The sequence below is a fragment of the Inquilinus sp. CA228 genome (genome assembly GCF_052078665.1).
Classification (GTDB): Bacteria; Pseudomonadota; Alphaproteobacteria; order DSM-16000; family Inquilinaceae; genus Inquilinus.
In genome coordinates, this window is the sequence record NZ_JBQJIK010000052.1 from 13329 (window position 1) to 28921 (window position 15593).

Here is a 15593-nt window from a genome sequence, read left to right on the forward strand (position 1 = left end):
ATCGATAAATCTGGCGCGCGCTGCCCGCAGCCGCACGACCGCACGCAAGTGCCATTGTGAAGGATCGCCATCCGAGCCAGATTGATCTCCATGATTTCAGATGACGATTTGGACGGGTGAATTCATGCATCGCTTCATCAGGATCTTGGCGCGCGGGCTGGCGTTTGCGGTCCTGCTGGGCGGCTTCTCCAGCACGGCCCAGGCCGAGACGGTCTTCAACAAGGGCAATGGCGCCGACCCCACGACCTTCGATCCGCAGCAGATGGCGGTCTTTGCGGAAGCCGTCGTCGCGGTGGATCTGTTCGAAGGGTTAATGACCTATGGCGCCAACGGCAACGCCGTGCCGGGCGCGGCGGAAAGCTGGGCGGTCTCCGATGATGGCCTGACCTATAGCTTCAGGCTGCGCGCGGACGGAAAATGGTCGGACGGCACGCCGGTCATCGCGGCCGATTTCGTCTTCGGCTGGCAGCGCCTGGTCGATCCGAAGACTAGCTCGCCCTATGCCGCCAATCTGGACGCGGTGGTGAATGCCAGGGACATCCGGACCGGCGCCCGACGGCCCGCGGATCTCGGCGTCCGTGCGATCGACGCCCACATCATCGAGGTGACGCTGGCCGCGCCGACGCCATACTTTGTCGCATCTCTTGCTCACCACGCCACCTCGGCGGTCAGCCGCGCCAATGTCGACAGGTTCGGGGCCGATGCCTTCAAGCCCGGCCACCTCGTCTCGAACGGCGCCTACAGCCTGGCCGAGGCGATGCCGCGGGATCACGTCAAGCTGACCCGGAACCCGTATTTCCATGATGCTGCGTCGATCCGGATCGACACGGTCATGCTCTATCCGACCGTGGACACCGAGGCGGAACTGCGCCGCTTCCGAACGGGCAGGCTGGACATGACCTATGATCTGCCGGGGCAGGAGATCCAGGCGCTGCAAGAGGCGATCCCGGACCAGATTCACGTCACGCCGTATCGCGGCACCTACTACTATGCCTACAACCTGACGCATGAGCCGTGGCGCAGCAGCCCGGAGCTGCGCCAGGCCCTGTCGCTGGCGATCGACCGTGACATGCTGGTCAGGAACGCCACGCGCTCCCACGAACTGCCGGCCTACACCTTCGTGCCGCCGGGCACCCTCGACTTCCCAGGCTGGCAACCGGATGCCGCCAGGCTGACCCAGGCCCAGCGCGACGCAAAGGCGAGGGAGCTGTTCGCCAGGGCAGGCTATGGTCCCGACAAGCCCCTGAAGCTGGAGCTCATCTACAACGTCAGCGAGAACCACGAGCGGATCGCCCGCGTGATCGCCGAGATGTGGAAGAAGAAGCTGGGGGTCGTTGTCGACTTCCGCACCGAGGAATGGGGGCCTTTCCAGGCCACGCTCGATGGTCGGAGATTTTCCGACATCGCGCGGAACGGCTGGCTCGGCGACTACGACGATGCCTATAATTTCCTGCAGCTGGAGCCGGGCGGATCAGGCCCCTTGAACGCGACGGGCTATGCCAATCCGAAGTATCGCGCCCTGATGGCCCGGGCGGCACGGGAGACCGACCCTGCAACGCGCGGCCGGCTGATGCAGCAGGCCGAACGGATCATGATCGACGACATGCCGCTGATCCCGATCTACCGCTACATGAGCAGGCACGCAGTCTCGCCGGCGGTGAAGGGCTGGGTGGACAACGTGCAGGATGTCCACCTGACACGCTGGCTGTCGATCGAGCGCTGAGCGCCGCCCCGCCGGGCCGGCGGACCCGACGCCCAAGCCCGGCCCATCCCTCACCCGATCGTCATCAAGCTGGCATTGCCGCCCGCCGCGGCGGTGTTGTTGCTGACCGACCGCTCCAGCAGCAGCCATTCCAGCGCATAGCCGGCGCGGCCCTCGGCGAGGTCGGCGCGGGTCACGCCCTGGACCGGCACCAGCGGGCCCGGCCGGGCCGCGACCGCCTGGTTGACCGCATGCAGCGCGTCGCTGTCACCCTCGAACAGCACCGCGTCGGCCGGCGCCGCGGCCCAGTCGTCGGCGCGGGACAGCAGCGGCTTCAGCGACGGAGGCACGGCGCCGAGCAGGGCATCGGCGACCTCCTTCGGGGCCGACAGCACCGCTTTGTTGCCGGTCGCCAGCGCCGCGCCGATCTGCAGCGCCGCGCCGGCCGCGGTCTGGGCCAGGCACAGCACGGTGCCGCGCGGCTCCACGCTGTAGCTGTTCCTCTCGCCGACCGGGCCGGGCAGCTCGAGCGTCACGCCGAGCGGGCTGCGCGCCTCGAAGGCGGCGACGCGGTCGGCCTCCGCCGTCCGGCCGGCCTTGCGCAGGGCGGCCGCCCAGTCGCGCAGCGGTTGGAAGCGCTTGTCGCCCGCGTCGGCATCGGGCGCCACCGGTCCGACCTCGGGCCGGACCGAGAGCAGCCGGTACAGGTACATCGGGCCGCCGGCCTTGGGGCCCGTGCCGGACAGGCCGTGGCCGCCGAAGGGCTGCACCCCGACCACGGCGCCGATCAGGTTGCGGTTGACGTAGACATTGCCGGCCGTGGCGCGGTGCGAGACGCGGGCGATGGTCTCGTCGATCCGGGTGTGGACGCCGAAGGTCAGGCCGTAGCCGGTGGCGTTGATCGCGTCCAGCAGCTGGTCCAGCTGGCTGCGGCGCCAGCGCAGCACATGCAGCACCGGCCCGAACACCTCGCGCTTCAGCTCGGCGATCGAGTCGAGCTCGATCAGAGTCGGCGGCACGAAGGTGCCGTGCTTCGCCGCCTCGGGCAGCGGCAGGGCCTGGACCTTGCGGCCCTTGGCCTGCATCGCCTCGATGTGCGCGGCTATGATCCCCCGCGCCTCGTCGGTGATCACCGGGCCGACATCGGTGGCCAGCCGGTCCGGGTTGCCGACGGCCAGCTCCGCCATCGCGCCCTTCAGCATGGTCAGGACGCGGTCGGCCACATCCTCCTGGATGCACAGGATGCGCAGCGCCGAGCAGCGCTGGCCGGCGCTGTCGAAGGCCGAGGCCAGCACGTCGCCCACCACCTGCTCGGGCAGGGCCGACGAGTCGACGATCAGCGCGTTCTGGCCGCCGGTCTCGGCGATCAGCGGGATCGGCCGGCCCTCGGGGTCGAGGCGGTCGGCCAGCACCTTCTGGATGATCTTGGCGACCTCGGTCGAGCCGGTGAACATGACGCCGCGGGTGCGGCCGTCGGCGACGAGGCGCGCCCCGACCGGGCCTGCGCCCGGCACCAGCTGCACCGCGCCGGCCGGCACCCCGGCCTCGCGCAGCAGCCGCACCGCGGTCGCGGCGATCAGCGGCGTCTCCTCCGCCGGCTTGGCCAGCACGGTGTTGCCGGCGGCCAGCGCCGCCGCCACCTGGCCGGTGAAGATCGCCAGCGGGAAGTTCCAGGGGCTGATGCAGACCACGGGGCCGAGCGGCCGGTGGGTGTCGTTGGAGAAGCCGTCGCGCACCTGGGCCGCGTAGTAGCGCAGGAAGTCGACCGCCTCGCGCACCTCGCCGATCGCGTTCGACAGGGTCTTGCCGGCCTCGCGGATGATGGTGCCCAGCAGGGCCGGCATCCGTGCCTCCATCAGGTCGGCGGCGCGCAGCAGGCAGGCGGCGCGGTCGGAAGGCGGGGTGGACTGCCAGATCGGCGCGGCCGCGGCGGCCTGGGCCATCGCCTCGTCGACCTGCTCGACGGTGGCCTCGACCACCTGCCCGACCACGTCGCGCCGGTCGGCCGGGTTGCGGATCTCCCGCGCCGGGCCGTCGCGGTCGCCATCGCCCAGCATCGGCACGGCGCGGACCACCACGTCGACGCCGCCGAGCAGCGCGGCGGAGAGCGAGGCCAAGCGCTGCTCGTTCGACAGGTCGATGCCGGCGGAGTTGTCGCGGCTGTCGCCGAACAGGGCGCGCGGCTGAGCGATCTTGGCGTGCGGGGCGCCGAGCGGCTGCACCTTGCGCGCCGCCTCGACCGGATCGGCGATCAGCTCGTCGATCGAGACATCGGGGTCGCCGATGCGGTTGACGAAGGAGGTGTTGGCCCCGTTCTCCAGCAGGCGCCGGACCAGATAGGCCAGAAGCGTCTCATGGGTGCCGACCGGGGCGTAGATCCGGCACGGCCGGTCCAGCTTGTCGCGGCCGACCACCTCCTCATACAGCCCCTCGCCCATGCCGTGCAGGCACTGGAACTCGTACTGGCCGCGATAGTAGTTCTCGCCGGCCATCTTGTAGATGGTCGCCAGGGTCTGGGCGTTGTGGGTGGCGAATTGCGGGAACACCGCGTCCGGCGCCGCCAGCAGCTTGCGGGCGCAGGCCAGGAAGGAGACGTCGGTGTAGATCTTGCGGGTGTAGACCGGGAAGCCTTCAAGGCCGTCGACCTGGGCGCGCTTGATCTCGCTGTCCCAATAGGCGCCCTTGACCAGCCGCACCATCACCCGGTGGCCGCTGCGCCGGGCCAGGTCGATGACATAGTCGATCACGAAGGGGCAGCGCTTCTGATAGGCCTGGACGACGAAGCCGATGCCGTTCCAGCCGGACAGCGCCGGGTCGAAGCACAGCGCCTCCAGCAGGTCGAGCGACAGCTCCAGCCGGTCGGCCTCCTCGGCGTCGATGTTGAGGCCGATATCGTAGCTGCGGGCCAACACCGCCAGGGCCGTCAGCCGCGGCAGCAGCTCGCTTTTCACCCGGTCGGCCTGGGCCCGGGAATAGCGCGGATGCAGGGCCGACAGCTTGATCGAGATGCCCGGCCCCTCATAGATGCCGCGCCGCTCCCCGGCCTTGCCGATGGCGTGGATCGCCTGCTCGTAGTCGCGGTAGTAGCGGTCGGCGTCGGCCCCGGTCGTGGCCGCCTCGCCGAGCATGTCGTAGGAGTAGCGGAAGCCCTTGGCTTCGAGCTTGCGGCCGTTGGCCAGCGCCTCGGAGATGGTCTGGCCGGAGACGAACTGCTCGCCCATCATCCGCATCGCCATGTCGACGCCCTTGCGGATCAAGGGCTCGCCGCCGCGGCCGATCAGCCGGGTCAGGGCGGCGGACAGGCCGGCCTCGCTGTTGGTGGTCACCAGCTTGCCGGTCACCACCAGGCCCCAGGCGGCGGCGTTGACGAACATCGACGGGCTCTGGCCGACATGGGACTGCCAGTCGCCGGACGAGATCTTGTCGCGGATCAGCGCGTCGCGGGTGGCGCGGTCGGGGATGCGCAGCAGCGCCTCGGCCAGGCACATCAGGGCGACGCCCTCATGGCTCGACAGCGAGAATTCCTGGATCAGCCCCTCGACGCCGGCGCCGACGCCCTTGGCGCGCAGCGCCTCGACCAGCGAGCGGGCGATGCCCCGCGCCCCGTCGGTCACCGGCTTCGGCAGGGTGGCGCCGGCCAGGATGAAGGGCAGGCACTCCTCCTCCGGCCGGCGGTAGGCGGCGGTGATCTTGGCGCGCAGCACGGTCTGCGGCTGCACCGACTGGGCGAATTCGAGGAAGGGCTGCGGCCCGGATTCCTCGGCGGCCGGGCCGTCGACGAGATCGACGCCCTCGGCTTCATCCGGGCCGCCGAAGCTCTCGCCGCGCTCGACCCGGTCGAGCATCGCCAGCATGGCCTGCTTGACCAGCCAGTGCGGGGTGCGGCCTTGCTTCTCCGCCGCCGCCTTCAGCCGCGCCCGCAGCTCGTCATCGATCTTCACGCCGAACGTCGTGCTGCCCATGGCCCTGCCCCCCGCGAGTTTGTATCGCGGGAGTAGTACCACCAGAGGGGCGATAGGTGCAACCCGATCCAAAAAAGGTTGCACCTCTCTTGATCATTCGAGCGGCATGAAAAATTGACCGGTTTGCTCCGAGATCCCATGGCGAGGCCGCAGCGCCATGAGCACGAAGGATGTGATTTTAGCAAAGTTGTTGATTGCGCTTGAATGGGCGCCGATTCCGAATTATTGAATCATTTGTAGTATTATATTACAATAAAATAATATGTATTACCTCGAAATAGTTGATCGTCTTCCAATTTTTAGTCCAAGCTTTGATGGCTTGTAAAAAGCTTTGGTTTAAACGCGCCTGCCCAACTCGATTTCAGAGGCGCCGTGGCAAACAGTTTGGTTTGAAACGCATATGGGGGGCGGGGAAATCAATGCTCCATCGTCTGACCACTGCCCGCGGCGCCGCCCTGATCTCCGGACTGGGGGTCGCCCTGATCGCAGGCGCTGCGACCGGGGCGGAGAATGCGGCCGGTATTTACCTGCTGGGCTTTCGCGGCCCCCTGGCCGGCGTCACCCCGCCGCCGGGCATCTATGTCGAGAACGATCTCTACATTTATGACGGCAGCGTCGGGGGCGGGCGCCGGCTGCTCCTTGGCGGAACCCTGGCCGCCAATGTCGACGGCGAGGCGCAGCTCGACGCCCCGTCGGTGATCTGGGTGACCCCGGCGCAGCTGCTGGGCGGCCAGCTTGGCCTCACCGTCACCTGGCCGCTCGGCCGCACCTATGCCGCTGCAGGGACGACCCTCGACTCGCCGATCTTCGGCCGCAACAGCGGCTTCATCAGCGACGAGACCAATGCCATCGGCGACCCGCTGCTGTCCGGCTTCCTGGGCTGGAGCGCGGGCAAGTTCCACTGGCAGGCGGTGGCGATCCTGAACATCCCGGTCGGCGACTACCGCAAGGATGCGCTCAGCAACGTCGCCTTCCACCGCTGGGCCGGCGACCTGACCGGCACCGTGACCTGGCTGGACCCGGAGTCCGGCATCGACCTGTCCGCCGCGGCCGGCTTTACCTTCAACGGTGAGAACCCGGAGACCGACTACTGGACCGGCACCGAGTTCCACATCGAATGGGCCGCGAGCAAGAGCTTCGGCAAGTTCTCGCTCGGCCTCGTCGGCTACCACTACCAGCAGGTCACCGGCGACGGCGGTCCCGGCGCGACGCTGGGCGATTTCGAGGGGCAGGTCACCGCGCTCGGCGGCACGGTCGCCTACAACTTCAACCTCGGCACCACGCCGCTGACCGCCCGGCTCAAGGTCTATCGCGAATTCGCGGCGGAGAACCGCCTGGAAGGGACCTCGGCGCTCCTCACGCTCTCGCTGCCGCTGAGCATCAACGCCCCTCACGCGGAATGAGCGCGATGTCCGGCTGCTGCAGCGCCCACACCCCTTCGACCGAGGAGCCATCGGGTCGTCAGGCCCGCCCGGGCATGGTCTGGATCCGCGGCGGCGAGTTCGCCATGGGCTCGGACCGGCACTATCCGGAGGAGGCGCCGGTCCACAGGGTGCAGGTCGACGGCTTCTGGATCGACGAGACGCCCGTCACCAATGCGCAGTTCCGGGCCTTCGTCGAGGCGACAGGCTACGTGACCTTCGCCGAGATCCCGCCCGATCCGAAGGACTATCCGGGCGCCAAGCCGCATATGCTGCGGGCAGGATCGGTGATCTTTGCGCCGCCCAACCGGCCGGTCGACCTGCGCGGGCCGCCGCAATGGTGGGCCTTCCGTTTCGGCGCCGACTGGCGCCACCCTTACGGCTCCGGCAGCAGCATCGACGGGCTCGAAGACCATCCCGTGGTCCAGCTCGCCTACCAGGACGTGCTCGCCTATGCCGCCTGGGCGGGCAAGGAGGTGCCGACCGAGGCCGAGTGGGAGTTCGCGGCCCGCGGCGGGCTGGACGGCGCCGAATTCGCCTGGGGCGATGAGTTCACGCCCGGCGGCCGCCACATGGCCAACACCTGGCAGGGCCGGTTCCCGCACGAGAACCTGATTTTCGACGGCTATCCCCGGACCTCGCCGGCGCGGGCCTTTCCGGCCAATGGCTACGGCCTTTGTGACATGATCGGCAATGTCTGGGAATGGACCGCCGACTTCTGGTCCAGCCGCCATCCGCCCGCCGCCGGCAAGGCCTGCTGCGTGGCCCGGAACCCGCGCGTCGCGGCGGAGCAGGACAGCTTCGACCCTGGCCAGCCGCAAATTCAAATCCCCCGACGTGTGGTCAAGGGCGGGTCCCATCTCTGCGCCCCGAACTACTGCCGGCGCTATCGCCCGGCGGCCCGGCACGCCCAGCCGGTCGACACCTCGATGAGCCATATCGGCTTCCGCTGCGTGGTGCGCGGCGGCGGCTCCCCCGTTTCATCGCAAGCGTAATGAGGAGGCATTCTGATGCAGAATATGGACTCCCCGCAGGCCCCGGTCCCCGGCGCGAAGGCCGACTCCGGTGTCAGCCGGCGCCGGCTGTTGTCGGGAACGGCTGTCGCAGCGGCAGCGGCGGCGATGGGGATCGCGTCGCCCTCGTCGCCGGCCGCGGCCCAGACCGCTGCTCCCGCGGCTCAGCCGACGGCCGGCGGCAAGCCGAACATTCTCGTGATCTTCGGCGACGACATCGGCATCGCGAACATCAGCGCCTATTCGAACGGCCTGATGGGCTACCAGACGCCGAACATCGACCGCATCGCCCGCGAGGGCGTCAAGTTCCAGCATTACTATGCCGAGCAGTCCTGCACCGCAGGCCGCGCCGCGTTCCTCACCGGCCAGCACGGTATTCGCACAGGTTTGACCAAGGTGGGCTTCCCTGGCGCCCCAATGGGCATGAGCCAGCTTGACCCCTCGATTGGGGGCTTGCTCAAAAATCTCGGCTATGCCACCGGGCAGTTCGGCAAGAACCATGTCGGCGACCGCAACGAGTCGCTGCCGACGGTGAACGGCTTCGACGAGTTCTTCGGAAACCTCTACCACCTCAATGCCGAGGAAGAGCCGGAACTGCCGGACTATCCGAAGGATCCCGCGTACTTTGCCAAGTTCGGACCGCGTGGCGTGCTGAGATGCAAGGCAACCGACGTCGACGACCCGACGGAAGACCCGCGCTTCGGCAAGATCGGCAAGCAGACCATCGAGGACACCGGCGCGCTGACCAAGAAGCGCATGGAGACGGTCGACGACGAAACCTCGGCCGCAGCCATCGACTTCATGACGCGGCAACAGGCAGCGGGCAAGCCGTTCTTCTGCTGGTTCAACTCGACCCGCATGCATTTGCGCACGCATGTCCGCTCCTCCCATCGCGGTCGCTACACGCATGGCGACAGCGAATATATCGACGGCATGATGGAACACGACGATACCATCGGCACCATCCTCAAGGCGCTGGACGACATGGGCATCGCGGACAACACCATCGTCGTCTACACGACCGACAACGGCCCACACATGAACACCTGGCCGGACGGCGCCATGACCTGGTTCCGCTCGGAGAAGAACACCAATTGGGAGGGCGCCTTCCGCGTGCCCTGCTTCGTGCGCTGGCCGGGCGTGATCCAACCCGGCACGATGACCAACGAGCTGATGAGCCACAATGACTGGGTGCCGACGCTCTGCTCGATCGCCGGCGAGCCGGAAATCGTGGAGAAGCTGAAGCAGGGCTACAGGGCAAACGGCCTCGACTACAAGGTGCATCTGGACGGCTACGACCAGTCGCAGCTCCTGCGCACGTTCCGCGGCACGGCCACGGTCAACAATGGCGTGAAGAGCGCCCGCGACAAGTTCTTCTACTCCGACGACGACGGATTGCTCGTCGGCATGCGGCAGGGCGACTACAAATACGTGTTCTCGGAGCAGCGCATGGAAGGCACCTTGGGCCTCTGGGCCGAGCCGTTCACGACGCTGCGGCTGCAGAAGATCTTCAACCTGTTCCAGGATCCGTTCGAGCGAGCCGACATCACCTCCAACACCTACTGGGACTGGAACCTCAACCATGTCGGCGCCGCCTACGGGATGATGGACGAGGTGTTCCAGTTCGTGGCGACGTTCAAGGATTTCCCGCCGCGTTCGTTCCCGCCGAGCTTCAACCCGGCCAACATCATGGAATCGACGTTGGACGCCATAAAGCGGCGGGAGGCTTTCAGGGAGAATCTCGATCTCGACAAGGTTCGTGGCGCCTTGGACAGAATGATCCACCAACAGTTGCAGAGTGGCGGTCAATAATATCCAGCCCCTGGCAGCCGGCCGGTTGCGGCGGCTGCCAGGGTGGTTGCCGCCCAAAGCCGTCTGCGGCGGCGGTCGTGATGTTGGGTCCCTTGGCAGGGAGAGCGCGAATGACCCTGATCTCTCAGAGAAGTATCCGGCTGCTGTTTGGCTGCGGTTGGCGATCAGGTCGCCAATTGCTGTCGATGCTGCGGATCGCGGTCATCCTTTTCTTCGCGTTCACTATGAGCGCCCTCGCACAAGACTCGCTGCCCTCATGGAACGATGGCGCGGCGAAGCGGGCGATCGTCGACTTTGTGACGCGCGTGACCACGCCGGGCGGGCCGGACTTCGTGCCGGTCGAAGAGCGGATCGCGACCTTCGACAATGACGGCACGCTGTGGGCCGAGCAGCCCATGTATTTCCAGATCGCCTTCGCCATGGATGAGGTCCGGGCGCAGGCGGAGAAGCACACCGGATGGCGGACCACGCAGCCGTTCAAGGCAGTGCTGGAGAACGACAGGGCGGCCTTGGCCAAGCTTGGAGAGCAGGGCCTTCTCGAAATCATGGCGGCGACCCATGCCGGCATGACGGTCGACCAGTTCACCGAGACCGTGTCCCAGTGGATGCGAACGGCGCGCCATCCGCGCTTCGACAGACCATACAACGAACTCGTCTACCAGCCGATGATCGAGCTCCTGGCCTATCTCCGCGCCAACGGCTTCAAGACCTTCATCGTCTCCGGCGGCGGCATCGAGTTCATGCGACCCTGGGTCGAGCAGGCCTACGGCATCCCGCCCGAGCAGGTGGTGGGGTCCAGCGGCAAGACTTCCTTCACCCTCGACGGGGAACGGCCGGTCATCCTGAAGCTGCCGGCGGTGGAATTTGTCGACGACGGCCCCGGGAAGCCGGTCGGCATCAACCGCTTCATCGGGCGCCGGCCGGTCTTCGCCGCCGGGAACTCCGACGGCGACCTGCAGATGCTGCAATGGACCACCATGACGGACGGGCCGCGCTTCGCCCTGATCGTTCACCACACCGACGCCGAGCGCGAATGGGCCTATGACCGGCAGTCCCCGGTCGGCAAGCTCGACAAGGCGCTCGATCAGGCGCCGCAGCGCGGCTGGCTGGTGGTCGATATGAAGCGCGACTGGCGTACCGTCTTTCCGTTCCAGAAGGCGGCGCCATGAGCGAGGCGCGCGACGCCGTCCTCGGCTGCGCCAGGGGCCGGGTGCCGCCGGATGGGGCCATGACGGTGAGCACCTCGGATCACACCAGGTCGCGCGGGATGTCCTCGGACCAGGACCGCTCGGTCACGACCTGGCCGTTCTCCTTCGCCGTCAGCTCGGTGGTCAGGTGCCAGCGGTCGAGATCGGCGGTCAGGACCGACCGGCTCTCGATCAGGATGCGCCAGCCCTCGCGCCCCATCTCGTAGGACTGGGTCAGGACGTAGCGGGTCGACAGCGGGTCGTCGTCGCGGATGACCAGCTCGCGCTTCAGGCTGTGCGAGGCCACGGTGTCGATCTCGTCGAAGCGCAGGATGCCCTCGCCGAACAGGCCGCCGATGCCTTCGGTGACATAGGTGGTCTCGCCGGTCACATGGTCCTGGACCGAATATCGGCGGATGGTGCCGGACGACAGCTGGGTGGCCGGCGCGGCCGGGCCGCGCACCGGCGGCTCGAAGGCGACCCCTGCCCCGCCTTGCCGCACCGGCAGGTCGAGATGGCTGGGGCCGGCCCGTAGGGTCAGGGTGGCGGGGTACGGCGCCGGCCAGACCGTCGGCCAATAGCCGGTGGCGACGGCGATGCGGATGCGGTGGCCGGCCGGGAAGCGGTGGCCGCAATCGTTCAGCTTCACCCGAACCTGATAGCGCTTGCCGGGCTCCAGCGGCGCCGGTGCCTCGTGCCCGTCGCGATGGGTCAGGTTCAGCACGCCGTAGCTGACCCGAGCGGAGCGCCCGTCCGGCGCCACGTCGCACAGCCGCACCGCCAGCTGCGCCACCGGCGAATCCGAGGCGAGGTCGAGCAGCAGCTCCGGCGCGCCCAGGATCTCCACCGGCTTGTCGAGCGGCGCGGTGTCGAACAGCTGCGCGGCGCCATCATCGAGGCGCTGGTCGACCGGCAACTCGCCGGAGCAGCCCGTGGCCATCCATTCGCCGGCCGCCTTGCCGTGGCTGAGCGGCGAGCGGACCAGGATCTCGGCCTCCGGGCCTGCGGAATCGGCCAGCGCGCCCGGCGCGTTCAGCATCCAGCGTCGCGGCGCGATGGCCGGGCTGGGCCACTCCGCCTCGCCGACCCAACGGCCCTCGGTCTCGGCCCGGCTGCCTGCCGGCGGGTTCCAGCCCTCGACGAAGGCGCGCAGCATCGGCTCCTGCATCACCCCGGTGTCGTGGCCCTTCAACCACTGGTCCCACCAGCGCAGCGCCTCCTGCAGGAAGCCGATCGCCGGACCCGGCGCGCCGTCCTGCGGATAGACATGACCCCAGGGCCCGATGATGCCGCGGCGCGGCACCTGCAGCCCGGCCAGCAGGCGCGGCACCGCGTTGGTGTAGCTGTCGGCCCAGCCGCCCACGGCCAGGACCGGGCACTGGATCGCCGACCAGTCCTCGCAGACCGAGCCGTGCTTCCAGTACTCGTCATAGCGCTGGTGGCGCAGCCACAGGGCGGGGAAGAAGGGCAGCCGCTCCAGCCGCTCCAGCCATTGCCGGCGCCAGTCCTCGCCGACGATCGCCGGGTCGGCCGGCCGGGCCTGATAGGCCAGCATGATGGCGCCCCACCACAGGTTGTCGGTCAGCAGGCAGCCGCCCTGGTAGTGGATGTCGTCCGAGTAGCGGTGATCGGTCGAATAGACGGTGATGATCGCCTTCAGCGCCGGCGGCCGGCGCGCCGCCACCTGCAGCGCGTTGAAGCCGCCCCAGGATTTGCCCATCATGCCGACGGCGCCGGTGCACCAGGGCTGCGCCGCGATCCAGGCGATCACCTCCAGCGCGTCGTCCTGCTCCTGCTTCAGATACTCGTCCGCCATATGGCCGTCGGACTCGCCGCTGCCGCGCATGTCGACGCGGATGGCGGCATAGCCCTGGCCGGCGAACCAGCCATGCATCGGCTCGTCCCGGCCGCGGGTGCCGTCGCGCTTGCGGTAGGGGATGTATTCCAGCACGGCGGGCGCGGGCGCCGTCTCCGCCCCCTCCGGCAGCCACAGCCGGGCGGCCAGGCGGGTGCCGTCGGCCAGCGGGATCCAGATGTTCTCCTCGACGCGGATCGGCATGTCGGGGTCTCCCATGAAGGCGGTCAGGCGGTGGCGCGCGCGGCGAGGACCTGGTCCAGCCAGTCGCGGCGCAGCTCGGGGACGGAGGCGAGCAGGCGGCCGGTGTAGTCGTGGAAGGGCGGCGTGAAGATCTCCGCCGTCGGCCCCTGCTCCACCACCCGGCCGCGCTGCATCACCGCGGTGCGGTCGGCCAGGCGGCGGACCACGCCGAGATCGTGGGTGATGAACAGATAGGCGACACCCAGCTCGTCCTGCAGCCGGCGCAGCAGGCGCAGGATCTCCTCCGCCACCAGCGGGTCGAGCGCCGAGGTCACCTCGTCGCAGATCATCAGGTCGGGCTTGGCCGCCAGGGCCCGGGCGATGCAGACGCGCTGCTTCTGCCCGCCCGACAGCGCGCCGGGCAGACGCTCGGCGAAATCCGGGTCGAGGCCGATCAAGCCCAGCAGCCGGCCGACCTCCTGCTTCTGCTCCCGTCCCTTGAGGCCGAAATAGAAGCCGAGCGGCCGGCCGATCGCCTCGCCCACATTCTGGCGCGGGTTCAACGCCACGTCGGGCAGCTGGTAGACCAGCTGGATCCGGCGCAGCAGGTCCCGCTTGCGGGCGGTGTAGGAGGACGGCAGCGGCTGCCCGTCCAGCCGCACCGAACCGGCGGTCGGCGGCAGCAGGCCGGTGATCACTCGCGCCAGGGTCGACTTGCCCGAGCCGGATTCGCCGACCACTGCCAGGGTCTCGCCCCGGCGCAGCGACAGCGAGATGTCGGCCAGCACCGGCACCTTGTGATAGGCGGCGGAGATGCCGTCGACGGTCAGCAGCACTTCGCCGCCCTCGTGCCGGCGCGGCTCGCCGGACAGGCTGGCCTGACGCTCGCCGACGAGGCGGCGCGTGTAGTCCTCGCGCGGCGCTTCCAGGACCTGCTCGGTCGGGCCGAGCTCGACCGGCTTGCCGTGGCGCAGCACCTGGATCCGGTCGGCGATCTGCGCCACCACGGCGAGGTCGTGGCTGATGTAGAGCGCCGCCGTGCCGGAACGCTGGATCAGCCGGCGCAGCAGGACCAGCACCTCGATCTGGGTGGTGACGTCCAGCGCCGTGGTCGGCTCGTCCAGCACCAGGATGTCGGGGCGGCAGGACATCGCCATGGCGACCATGGCGCGCTGCAGCTGCCCGCCCGAGACCTGGTGCGGATAGCGGTCGCCGAAACGCTCGGGCTCCGGCAGGTCGAGCGCCCGGAACAGCTCCAGCATCCAGGCGCGCGCCTCGGCCTTGCCCATCGTCCGGTGGTGCCGCGGGCCCTCCAGCACCTGGCGGCCGATGGTCAGCGCCGGGTTGAAGGCGGCGGCCGCGCTCTGCGCCACATAGGCGATGCGGGCGCCGCGCAGCCGGGCGCGGCCGGCCGAGCTCTCTCCCGTCACCTTCTGGCCGCCGATCGCCACGGTGCCGCCGGCGATGCGGCAGCCGCCGCGGCCCCAGCCCATGGCGGCCAGGCCGATGGTCGACTTGCCGGCGCCGGATTCGCCGATCAGGCCCAGCACCTCGCCCTGCTTCAAATCGAGGTCGATGCCGTGCACCAGGACAGTGCCGTCCGGCGCCTCGACCCGCAGGCCACGGATGGTGAGGATGTCGCTCATCGCCCCTCTCCCTGCGGCCGGGTGCGGCCGGCCAGCAGCCAGTCGACCACCAGGTTGACGCCGATGGTCAGCAGCGCGATCGCCGCGGCCGGGTACAGCGGCGCGTAGAGCCCGTAGAGGATGCCCTGCTGGTTGTCCTTCACCATGCCGCCCCAATCGGCATAGGGCGGCTGGATGCCGAGGCCGAGGAAGGACAGGCCGGCGACGAACAGGAAGGTGAAGCAGAAGCGCATGCCGAATTCGGCGATCAGCGGCGCCGCGGCGTTCGGCAGGATCTCCTTGCGGATCAGCCACCAGGCGCCCTCGCCGCGCAGCCGCGCAGCCTCGGCATATTCCATCACATTGATCCCCTGCCCCAGGATCCGGGCCAGGCGGAAGACGCGGGTCGAGTCCAAGAGCGCGATGGTCACGATCAGCACCGGCAGCGAGGAGCCGAGCGCCTGCAGCACCACCAAAGCGGAGATCAGCACGGGCACGCACATGATGGTGTCGACCAGCCGCGACAGCACGGTGTCGACCCAGCCGCCGCGCAGGGCGGCGAAGAAGCCGAGCGGCAGGCCGATGGAGAAGGAGATCAGCGACGCCGCCAGCGACACGCCGATCGACATCTGCGCGCCGTACAGCAGGCGCGAGACCATGTCGCGGCCGTTCTGGTCCAGGCCGAACCAGTTCAGCGCGGTGGCCGGGTCGAACGGACCGCCGAGGATGTCCTCCTCGCCGAACGGAGCCAGCAGCGGCCCGAACAGGAGGGCCGCGAGGTTGAGGGCGATGATCGCCAGGCCGATCCAGGCCGTCAGGGGAATGCGTCTCAT

The 15593-nt window shown here is 68.8% G+C and carries 9 protein-coding genes; 5 read left to right on the forward strand and 4 right to left on the reverse strand.

Translation table 11 applies throughout. The annotated features are described in order from the left end of the window. Window positions 1–124: 124 nt before the first annotated feature. Window positions 125–1723, forward strand: coding sequence for a peptide ABC transporter substrate-binding protein (locus tag ACTOWL_RS24175; RefSeq protein WP_441323839.1), 1599 nt, complete (start codon window positions 125–127; stop codon window positions 1721–1723). A 50-nt stretch (window positions 1724–1773) separates the two neighbouring features. Here ACTOWL_RS24175 and putA read toward each other — a convergent pair whose 3' ends face one another. Further along, entirely contained in the window at window positions 1774–5664 is a 3891-nt protein-coding gene (putA, locus tag ACTOWL_RS24180) for a trifunctional transcriptional regulator/proline dehydrogenase/L-glutamate gamma-semialdehyde dehydrogenase (RefSeq protein ID WP_441323840.1), read from the reverse strand. Between the two features lie 419 nt (window positions 5665–6083). Here putA and ACTOWL_RS24185 point away from each other — a divergent pair, with 419 nt between their 5' ends. From ACTOWL_RS24185 to ACTOWL_RS24200, 4 genes are all read left to right on the forward strand, one after another. Next, a complete protein-coding gene (locus tag ACTOWL_RS24185; protein ID WP_441323841.1) occupies window positions 6084–7067 on the forward strand; it encodes a SphA family protein in 984 nt (327 codons plus the stop codon). A gap of 74 nt (window positions 7068–7141) precedes the next feature. After that, entirely contained in the window at window positions 7142–8080 is a 939-nt protein-coding gene (locus ACTOWL_RS24190) for a formylglycine-generating enzyme family protein (RefSeq protein ID WP_441323842.1), read from the forward strand. Between the two features lie 15 nt (window positions 8081–8095). Further along, window positions 8096–9910 carry an arylsulfatase gene (locus ACTOWL_RS24195; RefSeq protein ID WP_441323843.1) on the forward strand — a complete coding sequence of 605 codons (1815 nt, stop codon included), beginning with the start codon at window positions 8096–8098 and terminating at the stop codon, window positions 9908–9910. Between the two features lie 110 nt (window positions 9911–10020). Beyond that, window positions 10021–11079, forward strand: coding sequence for an HAD family hydrolase (locus ACTOWL_RS24200; RefSeq protein ID WP_441323844.1), 1059 nt, complete (start codon window positions 10021–10023; stop codon window positions 11077–11079). Window positions 11080–11158: 79 nt separating this feature from the next. Here the strand turns inward: ACTOWL_RS24200 and ACTOWL_RS24205 are convergent, their stop codons facing one another. Genes ACTOWL_RS24205 through ACTOWL_RS24215 form a run of 3 tightly spaced genes read right to left on the reverse strand, consistent with a single transcriptional unit; the run spans window position 11159 to window position 15593 of the window. After that, complete coding sequence (locus tag ACTOWL_RS24205; RefSeq protein ID WP_441323845.1) at window positions 11159–13156, reverse strand: CocE/NonD family hydrolase; 1998 nt, start codon at window positions 13154–13156, stop codon at window positions 11159–11161. A gap of 23 nt (window positions 13157–13179) precedes the next feature. Then, a complete protein-coding gene (locus tag ACTOWL_RS24210; protein WP_441323846.1) occupies window positions 13180–14781 on the reverse strand; it encodes an ABC transporter ATP-binding protein in 1602 nt (533 codons plus the stop codon). Next, entirely contained in the window at window positions 14778–15593 is an 816-nt protein-coding gene (locus ACTOWL_RS24215) for an ABC transporter permease (RefSeq protein WP_441323847.1), read from the reverse strand. Before ACTOWL_RS24215 ends, ACTOWL_RS24210 begins: the two co-directional genes overlap by 4 nt.